This window comes from Alkalihalobacillus trypoxylicola (assembly GCF_001590785.1).
Taxonomy (GTDB): domain Bacteria; phylum Bacillota; class Bacilli; order Bacillales; family Bacillaceae_D; genus Alkalihalobacillus; species Alkalihalobacillus trypoxylicola.
Map to the genome: position 1 here is coordinate 644674 of NZ_LTAO01000012.1, position 17705 is coordinate 662378.

The 17705-nt window shown below is 35.3% G+C and carries 13 protein-coding genes and 1 riboswitch; of the genes, 12 read left to right on the forward strand and 1 reads right to left on the reverse strand.

From position 1 onward, the window contains the following. Positions 1–15 precede the first annotated feature (15 nt). Complete coding sequence (gene rpmA, locus AZF04_RS10215) at positions 16–294, forward strand: 50S ribosomal protein L27 (RefSeq protein ID WP_045480470.1); 279 nt, start codon at positions 16–18, stop codon at positions 292–294. 105 nt (positions 295–399) lie between these two features. On the opposite strand, the gene metE is transcribed toward rpmA, so the two are convergent. Then, positions 400–2679 (reverse strand): 5-methyltetrahydropteroyltriglutamate--homocysteine S-methyltransferase, encoded by a 2280-nt coding sequence (gene metE, locus AZF04_RS10220; protein WP_061948606.1) that lies wholly within the window; start codon positions 2677–2679, stop codon positions 400–402. Positions 2680–2796: 117 nt separating this feature from the next. Next, positions 2797–2992: riboswitch (cobalamin riboswitch) on the reverse strand. A 367-nt stretch (positions 2993–3359) separates the two neighbouring features. Here metE and AZF04_RS10225 point away from each other — a divergent pair. The 11 genes from AZF04_RS10225 (at position 3360) to AZF04_RS10275 (ending at position 17652) form a co-directional block, all read left to right on the forward strand. Then, positions 3360–3593, forward strand: coding sequence for a hypothetical protein (locus tag AZF04_RS10225; RefSeq protein WP_061948607.1), 234 nt, complete (start codon positions 3360–3362; stop codon positions 3591–3593). Between the two features lie 431 nt (positions 3594–4024). Beyond that, positions 4025–5053: a PstS family phosphate ABC transporter substrate-binding protein gene (locus tag AZF04_RS10230; RefSeq protein ID WP_061948608.1), complete on the forward strand. Its 1029-nt coding sequence runs from the start codon at positions 4025–4027 to the stop codon at positions 5051–5053. A gap of 77 nt (positions 5054–5130) precedes the next feature. Beyond that, the gene (pstC, locus tag AZF04_RS10235) at positions 5131–6075 is read left to right on the forward strand and encodes a phosphate ABC transporter permease subunit PstC (RefSeq protein WP_061948609.1); all 945 of its coding nucleotides are present in this window, start codon (positions 5131–5133) and stop codon (positions 6073–6075) included. Then, entirely contained in the window at positions 6076–6960 is an 885-nt protein-coding gene (gene pstA, locus AZF04_RS10240; RefSeq protein ID WP_061948610.1) for a phosphate ABC transporter permease PstA, read from the forward strand. 34 nt (positions 6961–6994) lie between these two features. Further along, on the forward strand, positions 6995–7813 hold the full coding sequence (gene pstB, locus AZF04_RS10245) for a phosphate ABC transporter ATP-binding protein PstB (protein ID WP_412459205.1): 819 nt from the start codon (positions 6995–6997) through the stop codon (positions 7811–7813). A 12-nt stretch (positions 7814–7825) separates the two neighbouring features. After that, the gene (gene phoU, locus AZF04_RS10250) at positions 7826–8479 is read left to right on the forward strand and encodes a phosphate signaling complex protein PhoU (protein WP_082795222.1); all 654 of its coding nucleotides are present in this window, start codon (positions 7826–7828) and stop codon (positions 8477–8479) included. A 390-nt stretch (positions 8480–8869) separates the two neighbouring features. Then, positions 8870–9757: an arginase gene (gene rocF, locus AZF04_RS10255; protein WP_061948611.1), complete on the forward strand. Its 888-nt coding sequence runs from the start codon at positions 8870–8872 to the stop codon at positions 9755–9757. Between the two features lie 116 nt (positions 9758–9873). Further along, the gene (locus AZF04_RS10260; protein ID WP_045480436.1) at positions 9874–10236 is read left to right on the forward strand and encodes a DUF1516 family protein; all 363 of its coding nucleotides are present in this window, start codon (positions 9874–9876) and stop codon (positions 10234–10236) included. A 730-nt stretch (positions 10237–10966) separates the two neighbouring features. Next, a complete protein-coding gene (locus tag AZF04_RS10265) occupies positions 10967–11419 on the forward strand; it encodes a GNAT family N-acetyltransferase (protein WP_061948612.1) in 453 nt (150 codons plus the stop codon). Between the two features lie 13 nt (positions 11420–11432). Next, positions 11433–14327, forward strand: coding sequence for a PD-(D/E)XK nuclease family protein (locus AZF04_RS10270; RefSeq protein ID WP_061948613.1), 2895 nt, complete (start codon positions 11433–11435; stop codon positions 14325–14327). Beyond that, entirely contained in the window at positions 14317–17652 is a 3336-nt protein-coding gene (locus tag AZF04_RS10275) for a UvrD-helicase domain-containing protein (RefSeq protein WP_061948614.1), read from the forward strand. The genes AZF04_RS10270 and AZF04_RS10275 overlap by 11 nt, the downstream gene beginning before the upstream one ends. Positions 17653–17705: the final 53 nt, after the last annotated feature.

The window sequence follows — 17705 nt, forward strand, 5'->3', positions numbered from 1 at the left end:
AAGGAGGTGGAAACGATGTTAAAAATGAACCTTCAGTTTTTCGCTTCGAAAAAAGGGGTAGGTAGTACAAAGAACGGACGTGATTCACGCTCTAAGCGCCTAGGTGCTAAGCGTGCAGATGGTCAAGCTGTTACAGGCGGATCAATCTTAGTTCGTCAACGTGGTACTCGAGTTTATCCTGGTACGAACGTAGGTAAAGGTGGAGACGATACATTATTTGCAAAAGTCGACGGCGTTGTTAAGTATGAGCGTGTTGGTCGTGACCGCAAACAAGTAAGTGTATATCCAGCATAATACAAAAACTTACTCAGAGTATTCTGGGTAAGTTTTTTATTGTAAAGAAGAAGCATATGACAAAAAAAGCTAGGAGCGCATTTAGGCTCCTAGCTTTTTAATGAGTTAATTTTTAACTTCTACAAGTTTTTCTCTACTAGCTTTAGCGGCTGTAACCATATTTTCGAGGGCAGCGACCGTTTCTTTTTCACCACGTGTTTTTAAACCACAATCTGGATTAACCCAGAACAATTCTTTAGGTAGAACCTCAAGAGCTCGATTTATTACAATGGATATTTCCTCAACACTCGGAATTCTTGGACTGTGAATATCATACACACCTAGCCCAATCCCTTTATCGTAAACATTCGATTCAAATGTAGAGATTAATTCTCCAGCACTTCTAGAAGTTTCAATAGAAATAACATCAGCATCTAAATCTGAAATGGATTGAATAATAGTACGGAAATCACTATAGCACATGTGGGTGTGAATTTGTGTGGTATCCTTCACAGTAGACGTGCTAATACGGAAAGCCTCTACCGCCCAATTTAAGTAATATTCCCAATCTCTTTCTTTAAGTGGTAATCCTTCTCTTATAGCCGGCTCATCCACTTGGATCATTTCAATACCTGCTGCTTCAAGTGCTTCCACTTCTTTAATGAGCGCTTCTGCAATTTGGTTCGCTACTTCTTGACGAGAAATGTCACTTCTTTCAAAAGACCAATTTAAAATAGTAACTGGACCTGTTAACATTCCTTTGACAGGCTTTTTCGTAAGTGATTGTGCATAAACGGTTTCTGCAACGGTCATTTCCTCTTTAAAATGAACATCACCAAAGATAACAGGTGGTTTTACACAGCGAGAACCATATGATTGCACCCAGCCGTTTTTAGTGAAAACAAAGCCACCTAATTTTTCTCCAAAGAATTCAACCATATCGTTTCGTTCAAATTCACCATGAACAAGGACATCTAAATCAAGGTTTTCTTGGATGTCAATCCATTTTTTAATTTGTTCATTGACGAAAGCTTCATAATCAGCTTGGTTTAATTGACCTTTTCTCCACTGATTTCTAGCGCGACGTACCTCCTTCGTTTGAGGGAAGCTACCAATGGTAGTAGTGGGTAAAAGAGGTAAGTCGAATTTTTGTTGCTGAATCTTCTGACGCTCTGTTACGGGTGTTGTTCTTTTGGCTAGTAGCTGTTGTTCATTTTTTTGGTAAGAGGATCTCCAGGTTGATTGTGAAATCTTATCAAATATCTTTTTATTTTCATCTAATAGCTTTTGTTTTTGTTCACTATTGGCAAGAATCAGTTTTTTTATAGTAGAGAGCTCTTCTAATTTTTCATCGGCAAAAGCTAAAGCGCTTAGAACTAATGAATCTAACTCTTTTTCATGAACTAATGTAACGGGTACATGTAATAAGCTCGAAGAAGGCTGAATGAATAATCGCTCGACTGGAACAACAGCTGTAATTTGCTCAAGCTTATCATTTGTTTTTTGTAGATCTTCTTTCCAAATATTACGACCATCAATAATCCCTGCTGCAAGTATCTTATCATCTGGAAAACCAAATTCTTTTAGAAGTGATAGATTTTCTTCATATCCATGGACGAAATCAAGTCCAATAGCATCAACAGGTAAGGTAATAACCTCTTTATAATCACTTACCGCATCAAAGTAAGTTTGTAAAATGATTTTAAGAGAAGGCACAGCTGTTCTTATTTTATTATAAACCGATGTAATTAGACGGATTTCATCGCTAGATAAAGTCGTAACTAGTGAAGGTTCATCTAATTGAACCCATTTTACTCCTGCTTCTGCAAGCTCTTGAAGTAATTCAATATACACCGGTGTGAAATTATCTAAAAGTTGTGCAAATTCTTCTGGTTCATATCCCTTAGCAAGCTTTAAAAAGGTAAAAGGCCCGACAATTACTGGTTTACCTTCTATTCCTAGCTTCTCTTTAGCTTCTAAGTAGGCTTTTAATGGTTTATTTTCTGTTAGTGTTGGCTTTTTATTCTCCATTTCTGGAACGATATAATGATAGTTTGTATTGAACCATTTTGTCATCTCGCATGCTTGAGCTTCTTTGTTTCCTCTTGCCATAGCATAATACGTATCTAGCTCATCACCTGATGTTTGCTCAAATCTTTTAGGAATAAGATTAAACATAGTCGACAAATCTAAAATGTGATCATAGTACGTAAAATCATTAACCGGAATTAGGTCTAAGCCAGCATCCTGTTGTTTTTTCAAAAAGGATAATCTAAGTTCAGTTAACTGATGGTTTAGCTCATCCTTTGTTAGTTTCCCGGCCCAATAGCCTTCTAATGCTTTTTTCCATTCACGGTTCTCTCCAATTCTAGGATAACCTAGACTGCTTGTTTTTATCTCTCCCATACCAAAAACCTCCATATCATATAATAAAAAAAGGATATTTTTACCAGCGGAAGTGGGTAAAAATATCCTGTAGATCGAATTGATATTTTTAACACCTCCCCATCTTCCGTAGGTTTGACAGTGCTGTTAGATTAGGCAGGTCTCCTGGCTTTAAAGCGTCAATACTGTTAACATCTTCCCGATGGTTTTCCATCAGTGATTAAAAATAACAGCTCAGCTTCGTTCAGTGGCGGGACCGCTTCGGAATTTCACCGAATTCCCTATTAAACATAAATAAAAAATCTATTTACGTACCTAATCCCCACATTTAAAATTATATCTCACTTTAAAGGAGGATGAGAGAATTGTCAATAAGGAGATTTTATTAGGGTAAAATGTCATTATTTTAGTATTATTTATGCAGAAGGTGCATGGAATAACTCTATTCTTAATGGTAAAAAAAGGTCTTAAAATAATAAATAAAGTAATAGAATTATAAGGATAGAAATGGATGGAAATGTAATAAAGCTACTTAATTTTTAAAATCGATTAAAGGACGTTATTATCTTTAGATAATAATAAATTCAAGATCAAATTTTTATTTTAAAAGCTTTATCTAAAACAAAGCCCTATAAAAAGGAAAAAAAGATTGCATGAAAACAGAATATCCGTCATGATAAAAGCAAGGAAGGTGATAAAAAATGAGTCAATCTCGTGCCAAAAAAATAAGATTAAAAAGAGTAAGAGAAGGGTTAAGAAATCCTGAAAAAGGAAGAAGTCCATTCGCATATAATGATATGAGAACAAGAAAAACCCCTACAAAAAAAGAACGCTTATATAAAACGAAGTATAAGAATCACTACTTTTCAAAGGAAGAGGATCGTGGTTCTTTTTATATGGAACAAATTCTGAATGAATTCAGTTTTTGTGTGTGATGATTGTATCAATTAATCATTTTATTTTTCTAATCATAGCCAAATCAATTAGTTTTGGATAAAACTTTAATGAATCTTCTTCGATTATGAATGACCCAGACTTCTTCTTTTAAAAAATTCTTCTATAAAAACGATTGCTTCATTTTAGAACCTCCTTTATTACCTAGTCATTTCAAAAAGAACGTCCATATATGATTAATAACTAATAATAAGAAGTAATAGAAATCTAGATTATTCAACCTTTACACTTTTGGCAGGAATAGAAAAAGGGTCGCCTTAACATTACCTTTACATTTGCTAACAATCTTAATATTCATTTATGAAAGCTTTACAAAGAATGCATATGCTCTTAATAAAATCACTCTATACTGAAATTGTATTCGGGAGCTAGTCTCCTAGAAACTTAAAAGTATAGAAGGGGAGAACAATTCGTGAAATTTAAAAAGTATTTAGTTTTACTATTAGTATCGTTAATGGCAGTAATCTTTGCAGCATGTGGAAGTGATGCAGAAACAGGTACAGATTCAGAGGCTGAGACAGAAACAGAAGAAACGGAAACAGAAACTGGTAGTGAAACAACTGAAAACGAAGAGGACGGAACGAGCAGTGAAGAACTAGAAGGTAGTGTAGTTATTGACGGTTCAGGTACCGTTTACCCTTTAATGGCTTTATTAGCTGAAGAATATATGATTAATGAGCAAGAAGGTGTTTCAGTGGAAGTAAGTCGTGCTGGAACAGGAGCTGGTTTCCAAAGATTTTTAGCTGAAAATGGAACAGACTTTAATGATGCATCACGTGAAATTAAAGACGAAGAGCAACAATTAGCAGATGAGCTAGGAATTGAAGTAAAAGAACTTAAGGTTGCCTTAGACGGTTTAACATTTGTAATCAACCCGGAAAATGATTGGGCAACAGAATTAACAAAAGAACAATTAATTCAAATTTTCTCAGATGAAAGCATTCAAAATTGGTCTGATTTAGACCCATCTTTCCCTAATGAAGAGATTAACACTTATGGACCAAATGAAAACCACGGAACGTATGAGTTTTTCTTTGATGAAGTATTAGATGGTGCGGATTTAGTGAGCACAGTAAATTTACAGCAAGATTATTCAACACTAGTTAATTTAATCTCTGAAGATCCAAACGGAATTGCATTCTTTGGCTTCGGATACTATGTAAGCAACCAAGATAAATTAGAGCCTGTTAGCGTAGATTTTGGTGAAGGTGCTGTAACTCCTTCATTAGATACAATTGGTGAAGGTGATGCGGACTATGCAACATTTACTCGTCCAGTATTTACTTACCTTAATGTGGACCATGCAACAGAAAAGCCTGAAGTATTAGACTTTGCTATCTATGTAATGAACAATATCAATGTATTCGCTGGTGAAACTGGTTTTGCGCCAATTCCAGATGAGGAAGTTCAAGAGTTTATTGATTATTTAGAAGGACTATAAAAAAAGATGAAATGAGGGGGATTAAATTCCCCTCATTTTTAAAAGGAAACATAAGGGCAGAAAGGGGAGCCTAATCAATGAGTAAAATGTTTTCAAATCAGAAAACCGTTCAAGAAATGATTACAGAAAGTAAGCATAAGAGAAATTTTACGTCTGTTATGGAGAAAGTGATGCCAAAGCTTTTATTCGTCATCGCTGCCATTTCCATTATGACAACTCTTGGAATTATTTATACGTTATTAAGTGAAACGATTGAGTTTTTTAGAAGAGTACCTTTTCTTGATTTCTTCACGGGAACCGTATTAAGACCTTTAAGTGCGAACCCAGAGTTTGGTATTTTACCTTTAGTTACGGGAACCATATTATCTTCTATTATTGCAATGTTTGTGGCAATTCCTATAGGTCTAATGACTGCTGTGTATTTAAGTGAATATGCTTCAGAAAAAGTAAGGAAAACACTGAAGCCTATATTAGAGCTATTAGCTGGAATTCCAACAATTGTGTATGGTTTTTTCGCTTTTACGTTTGTCACTCCTATTTTAAGAGAGATTATTCCTGGTTTAGAAGCCACGAATATTTTAAGTCCTGGTATCGTTATGGGGGTTATGATTATTCCAATGGTTGCTTCTTTATCTGAGGATGCTATGAGTGCAGTTCCTAATTCGATGCGTGAAGGTGCATTGGCATTAGGTGCGACCAAGCTAGAGGTTACAGCAAAGGTAGTCATTCCTGCTGCTATTTCTGGTATTATAGCTTCTTTTGTACTTGGAATATCAAGAGCTATCGGAGAAACGATGATTGTGACAATCGCAAGTGGAAGCTCAAAGAACTTTACTTTTGATATTACGCAATCAATGCAAACAATGACAGCCTATATTGTCGAAATAACAAGTGGAGAGGCAGCTGCTGGAACGACGATTTATTATAGTTTATATGCTGTTGCAATGACATTGTTTGTATTTACATTGATTATGAATATTATAGCGAGATATATTTCCCGTCGATTTAGGGAGGAATACTAAATGAAATATTTAGATATAGAGAAAGTTCAAAACCGTATCGGAAAACGGCTTGTGACCAATAAAGTAGCTAAATCTATTTTCTTTTTAGCTTCTAGTTTTGGATTAATCGTTCTAGCGATTTTAATCTATCGAGTAATTGCAGATAGTTTAGGGTTTATTGACTGGGATTTCTTAACAGGGAAATTATCTACACGTGCAGAAAATGCAGGAATAATGGGTGCGATTTTAGGTACGGTATGGTTAATGATTATAGTAGGCCCAATCACAATGTTATTAGGTGTGGGAACGGCTATTTATTTAGAATGTTATGCTAAAAAAGGAAAGCTACAATCGTTTATACAGACGAATATCTCCAATCTTGCTGGTGTTCCTTCTATTGTTTTCGGGATTTTGGGATTAACGGTATTTGTACGAGGCTTGGATTTCGGTAATGTCGTATTAGCGGGTGGATTAACGATGTCCTTGCTTGTATTACCAATTGTAGTAGTAGCTGCACAAGAAGCGATAAGAGCTGTACCATCACATTTGAGCGAAGCATCCTATGGAATGGGAGCGACTAAATGGCAAACGATTAAAAATATTATTTTACCGTCTGCTTTACCAGGAATATTGACTGGGGCTATTCTTTCATTATCTCGAGCTATTGGAGAAACGGCGCCACTTGTTGTAATTGGTATACCTGCACTATTAATACCTTTTCCTGGAAGTATCTTTGACCGATTTACAGTCCTACCAATGCAAATTTATTATTGGACGTTAGATTCGGTTTTAGTCGCAGAGTATGCGAATTTAGCAGCCGCTACAATCGTTGTCTTACTTGTCGTATTATTCGTGATGAATTCGGTAGCAATTATCATTCGTAATAAATTCCAAAAACGTTATTAATTCGGGAGGATTAAAAATGGCTATGATGACAGATATGAAAAAACAAACCAACCTTAAAGAACAGTTAGATAAACAAGAAGTAAGTGAAAATAGCTCTAAAAAAATAGTATATGATACAAAAGGGTTAAATTTGTGGTATGGCTCTGATCATGCCTTAAAGGATATTAATCTTTCTATATATGAAAATGAAGTAACGGCCATTATTGGACCATCTGGGTGCGGGAAATCAACCTATTTAAAAACCTTGAATCGAATGGTCGAATTGATTCCTATTGTCAAAACTTCAGGAGATATTTTATTACGTAATCAAAGCATCTTTGATAAAGGGTTTCAGGTAGAAGAGCTAAGAACTAGAGTGGGAATGGTTTTCCAAAAACCAAATCCGTTTCCTAAATCTATTTATGATAACATCGCCTATGGTCCAAGAATTCACGGTATACGTAACAAAAAGATATTAGATGAAATTGTCGAAAAAAGCCTTAAAGGTGCATATATATGGGATGAAGTAAAGGACCGTTTAACTGAAAATGCCTATGGTTTATCCGGTGGACAGCAGCAAAGATTATGTATCGCACGTTGTTTAGCGATTGAACCAGACGTTATTTTAATGGATGAGCCAACTTCTGCTCTTGATCCCATTTCTACATTAAAAGTGGAAGAACTCGTTCAACAGTTAAAAGAAGACTATAGCATTGTTATTGTTACTCATAATATGCAGCAAGCGGCGAGAATTTCTGAAAAAACAGCATTCTTTTTAAATGGAATTGTAGTTGAATATGATCAAACAGACAAAATATTTTCAAATCCATCTGATAGTCGTACAGAAGATTATATTTCTGGACGCTTCGGGTAAGGGGGAGTTCACTTGGTAGGAAGAGAAGGGTTTCGTTCACAGTTAGATGAAATAAAAAATCAATTACTTCATATGGGAAGTAGTATTTCCTCTGTTTTAGAAAAGGCCAAAGCTGGATTTCGCTCAGGTAATGAAGATGTTTTACATCAACTCATCAAAGAGGATGAGAAAATTAATCAGCTTGAGCATGAGTTAAATGATTCCGTTACATTATTAATTACGAAGCAGCAGCCTGTTGCAAGTGATTTAAGACGATTAATAGTCACACTCAAAATCTCAAGTGATTTGGAAAGAGTTGGTGATTTAGCCGTCGATTTGGCAAAAGCGTCTTTAAGGCTAGATCCCAACCTATTAATCGAAATCAAAGAAAAAATGATTATCATGTTAGGATTAGCTGAACAGATGATTGCAGAATCATTAGAGGCTTATTCAGATAGCGATGTTATGGCTGCGCAAAAAATCGCAAGCTTAGATGATCATGTCGATCAAATGTACGGTGAGCTTATTCATGAATTATTCCAACTGGATACAAATGAAGTCGAAGTTCATCAAATAACCGAGCTCGCTTTTATAGGAAGATATATTGAAAGAATGGCAGACTATGCGACGAATATTACCGAATGGGTCATATATGAAGCAAATGGTCAGCACTTTGATTTAAATTAATAGAATGATTATGACTGGCATCATCTTATGTAGCGAAAATTATAAATGGTATGTAATGCTTGCATACAAAGACAACGAACAGGCCTCCTTCTTATCAAAAGAAGGGGGCCAGTTGAATTTTAAGAACCGTTATGTAATAACGTAACTTAGCAGATACAAGAGGAGACCTCAGTGGGAGTGAAAACCAAGTATCTCTTTATGCTTTATTTTAATCTTTATTCCTAACGTCTGAACCATGGCTTCGTACCCTAGATAAGATGTTTTTACTAATGATTATTTACGATAGAGCATATACATCTTAAAGACAGGAGCGCTCATTAATTTTTTTGTTCAATCCATAACTGTAGAGATACTCTATTGATAGACATTTATAGAAGGAGAGGCTATCATATGAAAAAAATCGGGATCATTGGTGTGCCGATGGACTTAGGGCAAAGCAGAAGAGGAGTTGATATGGGACCAAGTGCAATCCGTTATGCTGGACTTGTTCCACTTTTGCGAACCTTAAAATATGATGTGACAGACTTCGGAGATATTAACGTTGCAAGGACAGAGGAACCGAAACAGAGTTTAAATGGTTTAAAAGAAATTATAAATAGTAGTCATATGCTAGCAAAAAAAATTGTTCACATAAAAAAAGACGGGTATCTTCCACTTATTTTAGGAGGAGATCATAGTACGGCAATCGGAACAATTGCAGGAGTAGCAACAGAAAACAAAGAGCTAGGATTAATTTGGTATGATGCTCATGGTGATTTAAATACAAAAGAAACTTCTCCAAGTGGTAATATACATGGAATGCCCTTGGCGGTTAGTTTAGGATATGGCATAAAGGAATTAGTAGAAATTGGTGTGAAAACCAAAAAAGTCTCCCCTGATAAAATGGTGATTATTGGTGCCCGTTCATTAGATGATGGAGAAAAGCAATTAATTAAACAACTTCGAATTAAAGTATTTACTATGCATGAAATAGATAGATTGGGAATGTCTAGAGTGATGGAAGAAGCGATTCAAATCGTACAAAAAGGGACGGAGCATGTTCATTTGAGTCTCGACTTGGATGCGTTAGACCCTTTAGAAGCACCTGGAGTAGGAACTCCTGTTACTGGAGGACTTACTTACCGAGAAAGTCATTTAGCAATGGAAATGTTAGCAGAATCGAACATTATTACATCGGCTGAATTTGTAGAGGTTAACCCTATATTAGATGAGAAAAATAAAACCGCTCAAATAGCGGTAGGACTAATCGGTTCCTTATTCGGGCAAAAGTTATTATGAGTAAAGAGCTTAAATATGTTGATTTTTTGACTAAAGGTTGTATAGGTTTATTCTTTTATCTCCTTCGCTTATAATAAAACTAGAGAATTTGAAAAGATATCGAGGAGGATATAAGGATGGATACGATGTTTAGCCACTTACATGCTAGTTCATGGGCGATTATGATTTTACTTTTCTTCATTACTTATTTTTTAATAAAAGGTGGAAAAGCTAAAGCCGGAAAAATATTACATATGGTTTTGAGATTATTTTATGTGGTAATGGTGGTTTCAGGTGGATATTTACTATTTTCTATGTTTCAATATGGATTTCCAACGACTTTCTTTATTAAAGCACTATTAGCCCTTGTTTTAATTGGAATGATGGAAATGATTTTAACTAAAACAAAGAAAAATACATTGAATAAACCACTTCTTTATTGGCTTATTTTCATCATTACGGTCATAATCGTTCCATTAATTGGATTACGCGTTATTTAAAGAATTTCTAGTTGAATCAATTGCTTAATTCATATCTTATAATGAAAACGGAACGATTAAGTTTTTGATTTCCACTTTAGGTAGATGCTTTCCCAAGGGCTTGTCTTCAGCTAACTCCGACTACGCAGGGCTTCGTCAGAGTGGATCTTCAAACGGCGCTCATCCTTTGGGAGTCACTACCTATCGTTACAATCAGCGAGTGAATTTACAAACATTCAAAACATATTCTATAAGAAATGTTCAATTTCATTCACTTATAAAGCAATGATTAAATTCACTTAGTTAAATGATAATTAGGAAACGATGCTGGGACAACCGCTTAAATAGCACAAGTAGCCATTTTTGAAATGGTGTCCAATGAATTCCTACACAAATAACAAATAGGACCTTCCTTCTTTTTAAAAGAGGGAGGGTCCTATTGATTTTGAGATTCTCTATGAAATGCGTAAGCGGACAAAGACTCCAATGGGAGGAAGTGACTATTCCTAAATCCACTTTTATGAAAAAGCTGGTTCGACGCCACCCCATCGGGACATGGAATGTCTAGGGGAAGCGAATGGACGCGCCTTTAGAAAGAGTGGAGGTCTTTATTCTTGCGTATTGTTCCAAGGTTTTAATTTCTCCCTTTTAATTGGAGAAAATTGACTGATATTATAGAGTAACAAACATAGTTATCCACGTTCATTTCTATGCTAAAATAAAGGAAACGATTGAGATAGGGGTATACGGAATGCATTGGTATATTAAAGCTTTTCATGAATTATCAGTAGAAGAATTATATAATATTATGCGCTTAAGGATGGATGTTTTTATCATCGAGCAAAATTGTATTTATCAGGAGTTGGACGGAGCAGATCAGAGAGCTTACCATCTATTTTTAAAGAAAGATGAAGGTCAAATACTCGCTTATAGCCGCCTTTTTTTAAAGGGAGATTATTTCACTGAAGCTTCGATAGGACGAGTGATTGTAGAAAAAGATTCACGATCCTTTGGATACGCTAAGCAGCTATTAAATCAATCGATTGAATTTCTTGAAATAGAAAAGAATCAAACAAACATAGTGATACAGGCTCAATTATATTTACTTTCTTTTTATCAATCTTTTGGATTCGAACCGATTTCAGAGCCTTATATGCATGATGATATCGAGCATATAGACATGAAAAAAACAGCTGAAGCTTGAGAGGAGTCTGGTTATGACTAAACAAATCATTTATGGTACCTCTTTTTTAGATGTGGCTCATGTAGAAAGGTTAAATCAGGCAGTTCTCTTTCAGCAAGAACAAGAAACGAAAGTTCTTTATATACTTCCTTCCAAAGCATGGTTGACGAAAGCCTCGGAATTACAAAATAAACTAACGTATATGAACTTTGATGAATTAGCTTCATTCATTATTGAGAAAGTGAAGCATGAGGTTATTTCAATAAGTGAACATGAGCGAACTCTCTTTTTTCAGCAATTTGTTGATGAACAACTTGGTCAGTTTGACAACATTCAAATAAAAGGGCAGTCAAAAGGGCTAGCTGATACCTATGGTCAAATAAAAAGGTTAGGGATGGAATTAAATCATGTTCCCCCAGCTCTAGAGGCTCTAAAGCCCCTCTTTGAACAATATGAAGAGAGTATATTAAAAGAGAAAAATATATATGACCCTGAAAATATCATACTGTTAGCAGTTGCTCTTTTAAAACAAAACCCTTTAGAGTCACTAAAGTTAATCGTAGATGGATTTATAAGCTTTAACCCTCTTCAACTGCAAATGTTGGAGGCTTGTGCTGAAGTGGGTTTGGAAATAGATATGTATATACCAAATGATCAAACATTCACTATTGTGGAACATATGAGAAATGAATTAAGGCAAATAGGATTTATTGATTATTATCGATTTTCGGAAATGGAGGAATTTCTCCCTAAAATGGTACTTGCGCATGCTTCTACTGCAGAAGAAGAAGAGCGAGCTATTTTATTAAATATTCAAAAGTCGGACAAAGCTTATGATGATTTTTCTATTATCTGGGCCGATGAATATGCCGATGTAACGACTTTTATTGAAAGAGCAAAATCCTATGATATTCCACTTCAAATGGCTGATAAATTCAAAGTATCATCGTCTAAATTAAGCCATTTTATTCAGCTAATCTTTTTTCATAACCAGTTTGATAGTAAATGGAAATTAGCACCATTATGGGAACAGCTATTAGCCATAAGCTTTTGTAATCCATTAGATTACACAAATGAAAAAGAGAGATTTATTGAGGGAGATAACGATCATCTTATAGAATATAAAGAAATGTATGAAGTAATTGTTCAGTACCGATGGCCCAAAAAAGCTACCTTTACTGACTATTTAATTCAATTAAAACAACTGTTGGAAAAACTAAAGCTTAAGGAAAAGTGGCGGAAGCGATTAAACTCGGAAGAAGACTTAAGTATTTTGAAACAAATAGCAATAGAATATAGATGCTATCAAGTATTAGAAGAAAAGATCGACCAATATTTAGAGCAATTGAGTGAACGTGGCCTCGATTCTATTTCCATGAACCTTGATTTGTTTCAAGAATGGTTTCAGGAAACAGGGAAGCAATTAGAAATCTTTCTTGAGCGTGGTCAAAACCACGGTGTGGCCGTACATACTTGGAGGGATATTGGACTCATTAAAGGAAAAAAAATCTATGTAGTTGGTATGAATGAAGGTATCTTTCCTCGCGGACAGTCTCTTCGTGGGTATGTACAGGAGCGCGATCTGGTTGAAGTCGCATCTGAATATCGGATTCCTAACCATGAATCTCAAATCAAAACACAGGAAGCTTTTTTTCAACAATTACTGCTCTTGGCAGACGAAATCGTATTCTCCTATATTAAAGGAATGGATGAAGAATACCCAAGGTTACCATCACCACTATTAGAAGGTTTAAGTATGGTCCATATAGAGTGGAGCTTTGAAGAAAGAATGAATAATAAAGAAGTGAGCTCAGAGAGCGATCAGTTAGAGATGATTGCTTACCATTCTGGGCAGGGCTTTAAGATAGACAATCAATGGATGAATGCTGAATTCATTCATTATCAACAAAACCTTAAATACCTGGAAGCATTTGAGGAAGATATTGAAGAAAAACATCAGCTGAAAATGCAAAAAAATCATGTGGCTATCACTTCATTAGAAGCTTATGCAAGGTGTCCTTTTAAATATGTGATGGAAAGAGAGCTCGAGATTAGAGAACCTAATAAAGAATTAAAACAAATATCACCGATTGATATCGGAGATTTAATCCACGAAATCATTGAATCCATTTATACGGAGTTAAAGCTTGTAGGGAAAGAGTTTTCTTCAGTAGATGAAGAAAAAAAAGAAGAGATTAGAAGAAAGCTAGATGAAAAGTTTGAAGAATTATGGAAAGATGTTGAGGAACGAAATCAGGAAATAACCTCCCTAGAAATAAGGTTAGTCAAAAAGCTTTGGAAAAAAAGACTAATGAACTGGTGGTTTGCAGAAAGAAAGCACTTTTGGGATAATCAACGATTGCCGAAGATGAAAATTAAACAGCTAGAAGTTCCTATTAGTGAATCCTTTACTTTGCCGAGTGGGAAGAAACTGCATTTAAAAGGGAAGGTGGATCGATTAGATGAAGATGAATCAGGCTTTGTCATCTATGATTATAAAACAGGACAAGCTTCAATTGATCGTCAAGAAGTGCAATCAGGCTTAAAGCTACAGCTTCCGTTATATGCTTATATGATACAAAAACAGTTAACAAAAAGAGGTGAATCTTCTAAAATCGGCTATGGTGCTAGCTATATAAGTTTACGAGATCCTCATAAACGAGCCAGTAATGGAATTTGGCATAGCCAATTTGTCGGGAGTCAATCACCCTTCCATGTAAGTTCGCGTACAAAAAATCAAGAATCTGATTGGGCAAATGATCCATATTTAGCTCAATATCAAATACCGAAAAAGCTAGAAGAGCTTTGGCAAGGAACCTTTTCTCAGTATCCTGTGAAGCCGTTAGAGTGCTCTAATTTCTGCCCTTATAAAGCAGTATGTCGTGTAACGGAAGAACAGAAAGAAAGGGGTAAAAATAATGAATTTTAATGATGCACAGAAAAAGGCTATTTTTAATGAACAGCCCTTTATAGTTATTTCCGCAGGAGCTGGATCTGGAAAAACTAGGGTGCTAACAGAGCGAATTATTTACTTATGTGATTTGAAGAGAACCGATCCAACACATGAAATGGGAGTTTATATAGATAAAATTGTTGCTATAACCTTTACTGAAAAAGCAGCAAGGGAAATGAAGGAAAGGCTCCGACTTCGATTACTAGAGAAAATAGAATATGCTCAAAAAGAGGAAGAGAAAAAGTTTTGGATAGAGCAAAAAAATGGATTAGAAAAAATGGTCATATCCACTTTTCATAGCTTTTGTCAGCAGCTCATTACACAACATGCCATCATCTCGAAGTTACCGCCAAAGGCCAAAGTAATAGATGAGATACAAGCTAATCAAATGAAGGAAGAAATGTTAGAAGCGTTATTTAGGGAAAATCATTTTATGAAACAAGCTGAAGTTCTATTTGATTTTATGACTAAATCGCAATTATCTATGTATTTATTACAAACTCTCGATGAAATGAGAGAATCGTATGTAGGACCTTCGCAAATACAGGAACTACGTTACACAGAAATGAAGGAAATTCAAGAAAGAATAGTGAGTGATTCTATTCGAAAGAAAATAGAACATTTCTATCGTAAAGCTCGTTTGTATATAGAGCAATTTATAGATTATCAAGATTTAACACCCGCACAAGTAAAACATGTAAATAATATTCAACAAGGCTTTACAGAGCTTGATACTCAAATGAGTGATGAAGAGATTATAGAAGCCTGTGAAGGTTGGATGCCTAATAGAGGCGATAAAAAATGGGAGCAGAAAATTCCTCCTCTTTATTTTCTATATGAATTAGAATGGAAGCCATTAAAAAAATGGTGGAAAGAGGTGAAGCCTTTTGTCACTTTTTCTGAGAAGTCGAGCACTATTTTAAAATCGTTCCTTCAATTAGTTCAGGAGCTAGATGAAAGCTATAATCTTCATAAAATGTATTTAGGTGTAGTGGATTTTTCTGATCTTCAACAAAAGGCAGTTGCTCTACTTCAAAACCCATCGATTCAAAAAGAGTGTCAAAAACACTATCATCATATAATGGTGGATGAATTTCAAGATACGAACCAACTTCAACTAGAAATGCTCAAAAGAATTCGCCCCAAATATCAGTTTTTGGTTGGCGATACAAAACAATCGATTTATCGCTTTCGCGGGGCCAACGTTTCGATTATGAATCGACTTGAACAAGAAGCAAAGACTCGAAATGACGGAGATGCCATTTCTTTAAATATGAATTATCGGACAGTAGAACCTATCATCGAAGCGGTAAATGAGCTGTTTACAGAGGTTATGGAAACGAATCCAACTTACTCGTTTGAAACAGTATATACACCATTAAAAGCAGGGCGATTGTCAACAAATTCTAATGAAAAAGCTGTGGAACTGATTCAAGTGGAAGAGGAAGAAAATCAATATGAAGTCTTAGCCAAACGATTAATTTCTTTAATGCAGGACAAAGAACAAAGAGGAAGAAGCTGGAAGGATATAGCTATTTTAATTCCTACTCGAACGAAGTTACTTCAACTGGAGAGTGCTCTAAAAAATTACCAAATCCCTTACTCCGTATCTGGAGGAATTGGTTTTTTTGAAAGGCAGGAAGTGATTGATTTTATCTATTTTCTTCGTTGGTTGAATCGCCCTTTTGAAGATTTATATGTGCTGGCTTTATTAAGAGGCCCCTTAATAGGTTTAACTATAAACGATATTCTGGACATTAAGGAACAAAAGAACGAAAGAACCTTTTATGAGTTTTTATATCACTTAAAGCCTAGAGATGTTGATTTATGTGGAACAAAGGTTTTTGAGGCTGCACAGACATTGCAAAAGTGGCTTACAAATTATATACCAGCTCAAAAGGTACCAACGGTTTCTATCTTTTTAAACCGGCTATTTGAAGAGACTGGTATGAAAAAAAATCTACTTCTGCAAACGAATAGCTTGCAGAAAATCAAAAATGTTGAAAAAGTCATTCAAATGATTGAGCAGCAGCATTGTTTTTTATATGAAGAAATGATAGCTGTAATTGATGAGAGAATAAAAATAAATGATAAGGAAGGCGAAGCAGAAGTTGAAAGGTATGGTGGTGATGCACTACAAATCATGACTGTTCATGCTTCAAAAGGATTGGAATTTCCGATTGTTTGTTTACCTCAAATAGAACGAAAGCCGAGAGCTGATAAAGGTTTAATACGCTTTTCTGCCGATATGGGAATTGTCTTTTCTTTGTTAGAAGAAGAACAGGAGAAAAAACGTCTTTATGAAACACCTGGATATAGCAGAGTAAAGGAACTAGGACAGCTTGAATCTATTGAAGAAGAAAAGCGCTTATTTTATGTGGCAGCTACACGAGCGCGCGATCATTTGATAATGGTTGGTTCTAATTCATCTCAGTCAAATTCTTGGTTAGAAATGGTCGAAAAAGCCAAAGAAAAATCAACCATATCATCTTATATAAATGAAGGTAGCTTTACTTTTGAAGAAGAAGCGGTATCTTCAACGCAAAAGTATTATTCACCGCCTTCTATAGTAATGAAGAAACGAAGTTTAACTTCTGTTTCTGTTTCTGAGGTCATGTTATATATAAAGAACAAAGTCGAGTATTTTGAGAGGTATGTGTTAAAGGTTGAAGATGAGCAAAAGCGAGATTTTCTAGAGAAAGAACTCTTTGGTGAACCATTATCAGTGGCAGCAGAGCTTATGGGAACTATGGTTCATAAAGCGTGTGAGCTTATGGATCAAGGAATGCTTCCTGAAGAAGCGATTGATGAATCGATTGCCCCTAAAGCAAGGTTGATGGATGCAATCCAGAAAAAAGAAGTCCGGATTTTACTCACAAATCTTTTAAAGACCTATAATGAGCCTATGCGCAAGCAGTTAGGAAAACCTATTGAAAATGAGTGGTCCTTTACATATCCTTTGGAGGAAGCGGATGCTGAAATAATCGGAGAAGTAGATAAAATAGTGAAACGTGAGGATGGAATTCATTTAATCGACTTTAAATCCAATCAAATAAGTCATTCTGGAGCAGAGCTTATTCCATTATATAAGGAACAGCTTTTACTGTATAAATGGGCTATTGAATATCATCAAAAAGTTATACTGCAAAGTGCTTCACTATTTGTATTTAGAGATGAAAACCAACCACTTCATTCTCTCACCTTCTCGGACGAGGATCGTCATGTTTTAATAAAAGAAATTAAAGAACTAGTAAAGAGGAAAAAGAAGGCAAAAACTCGAAAAGAGTGGTTGATGTCATAGAAGTTAAGTTAGTTGATAGAGTGAATAATAAGAGGTTGTCTGCAATAATCTTA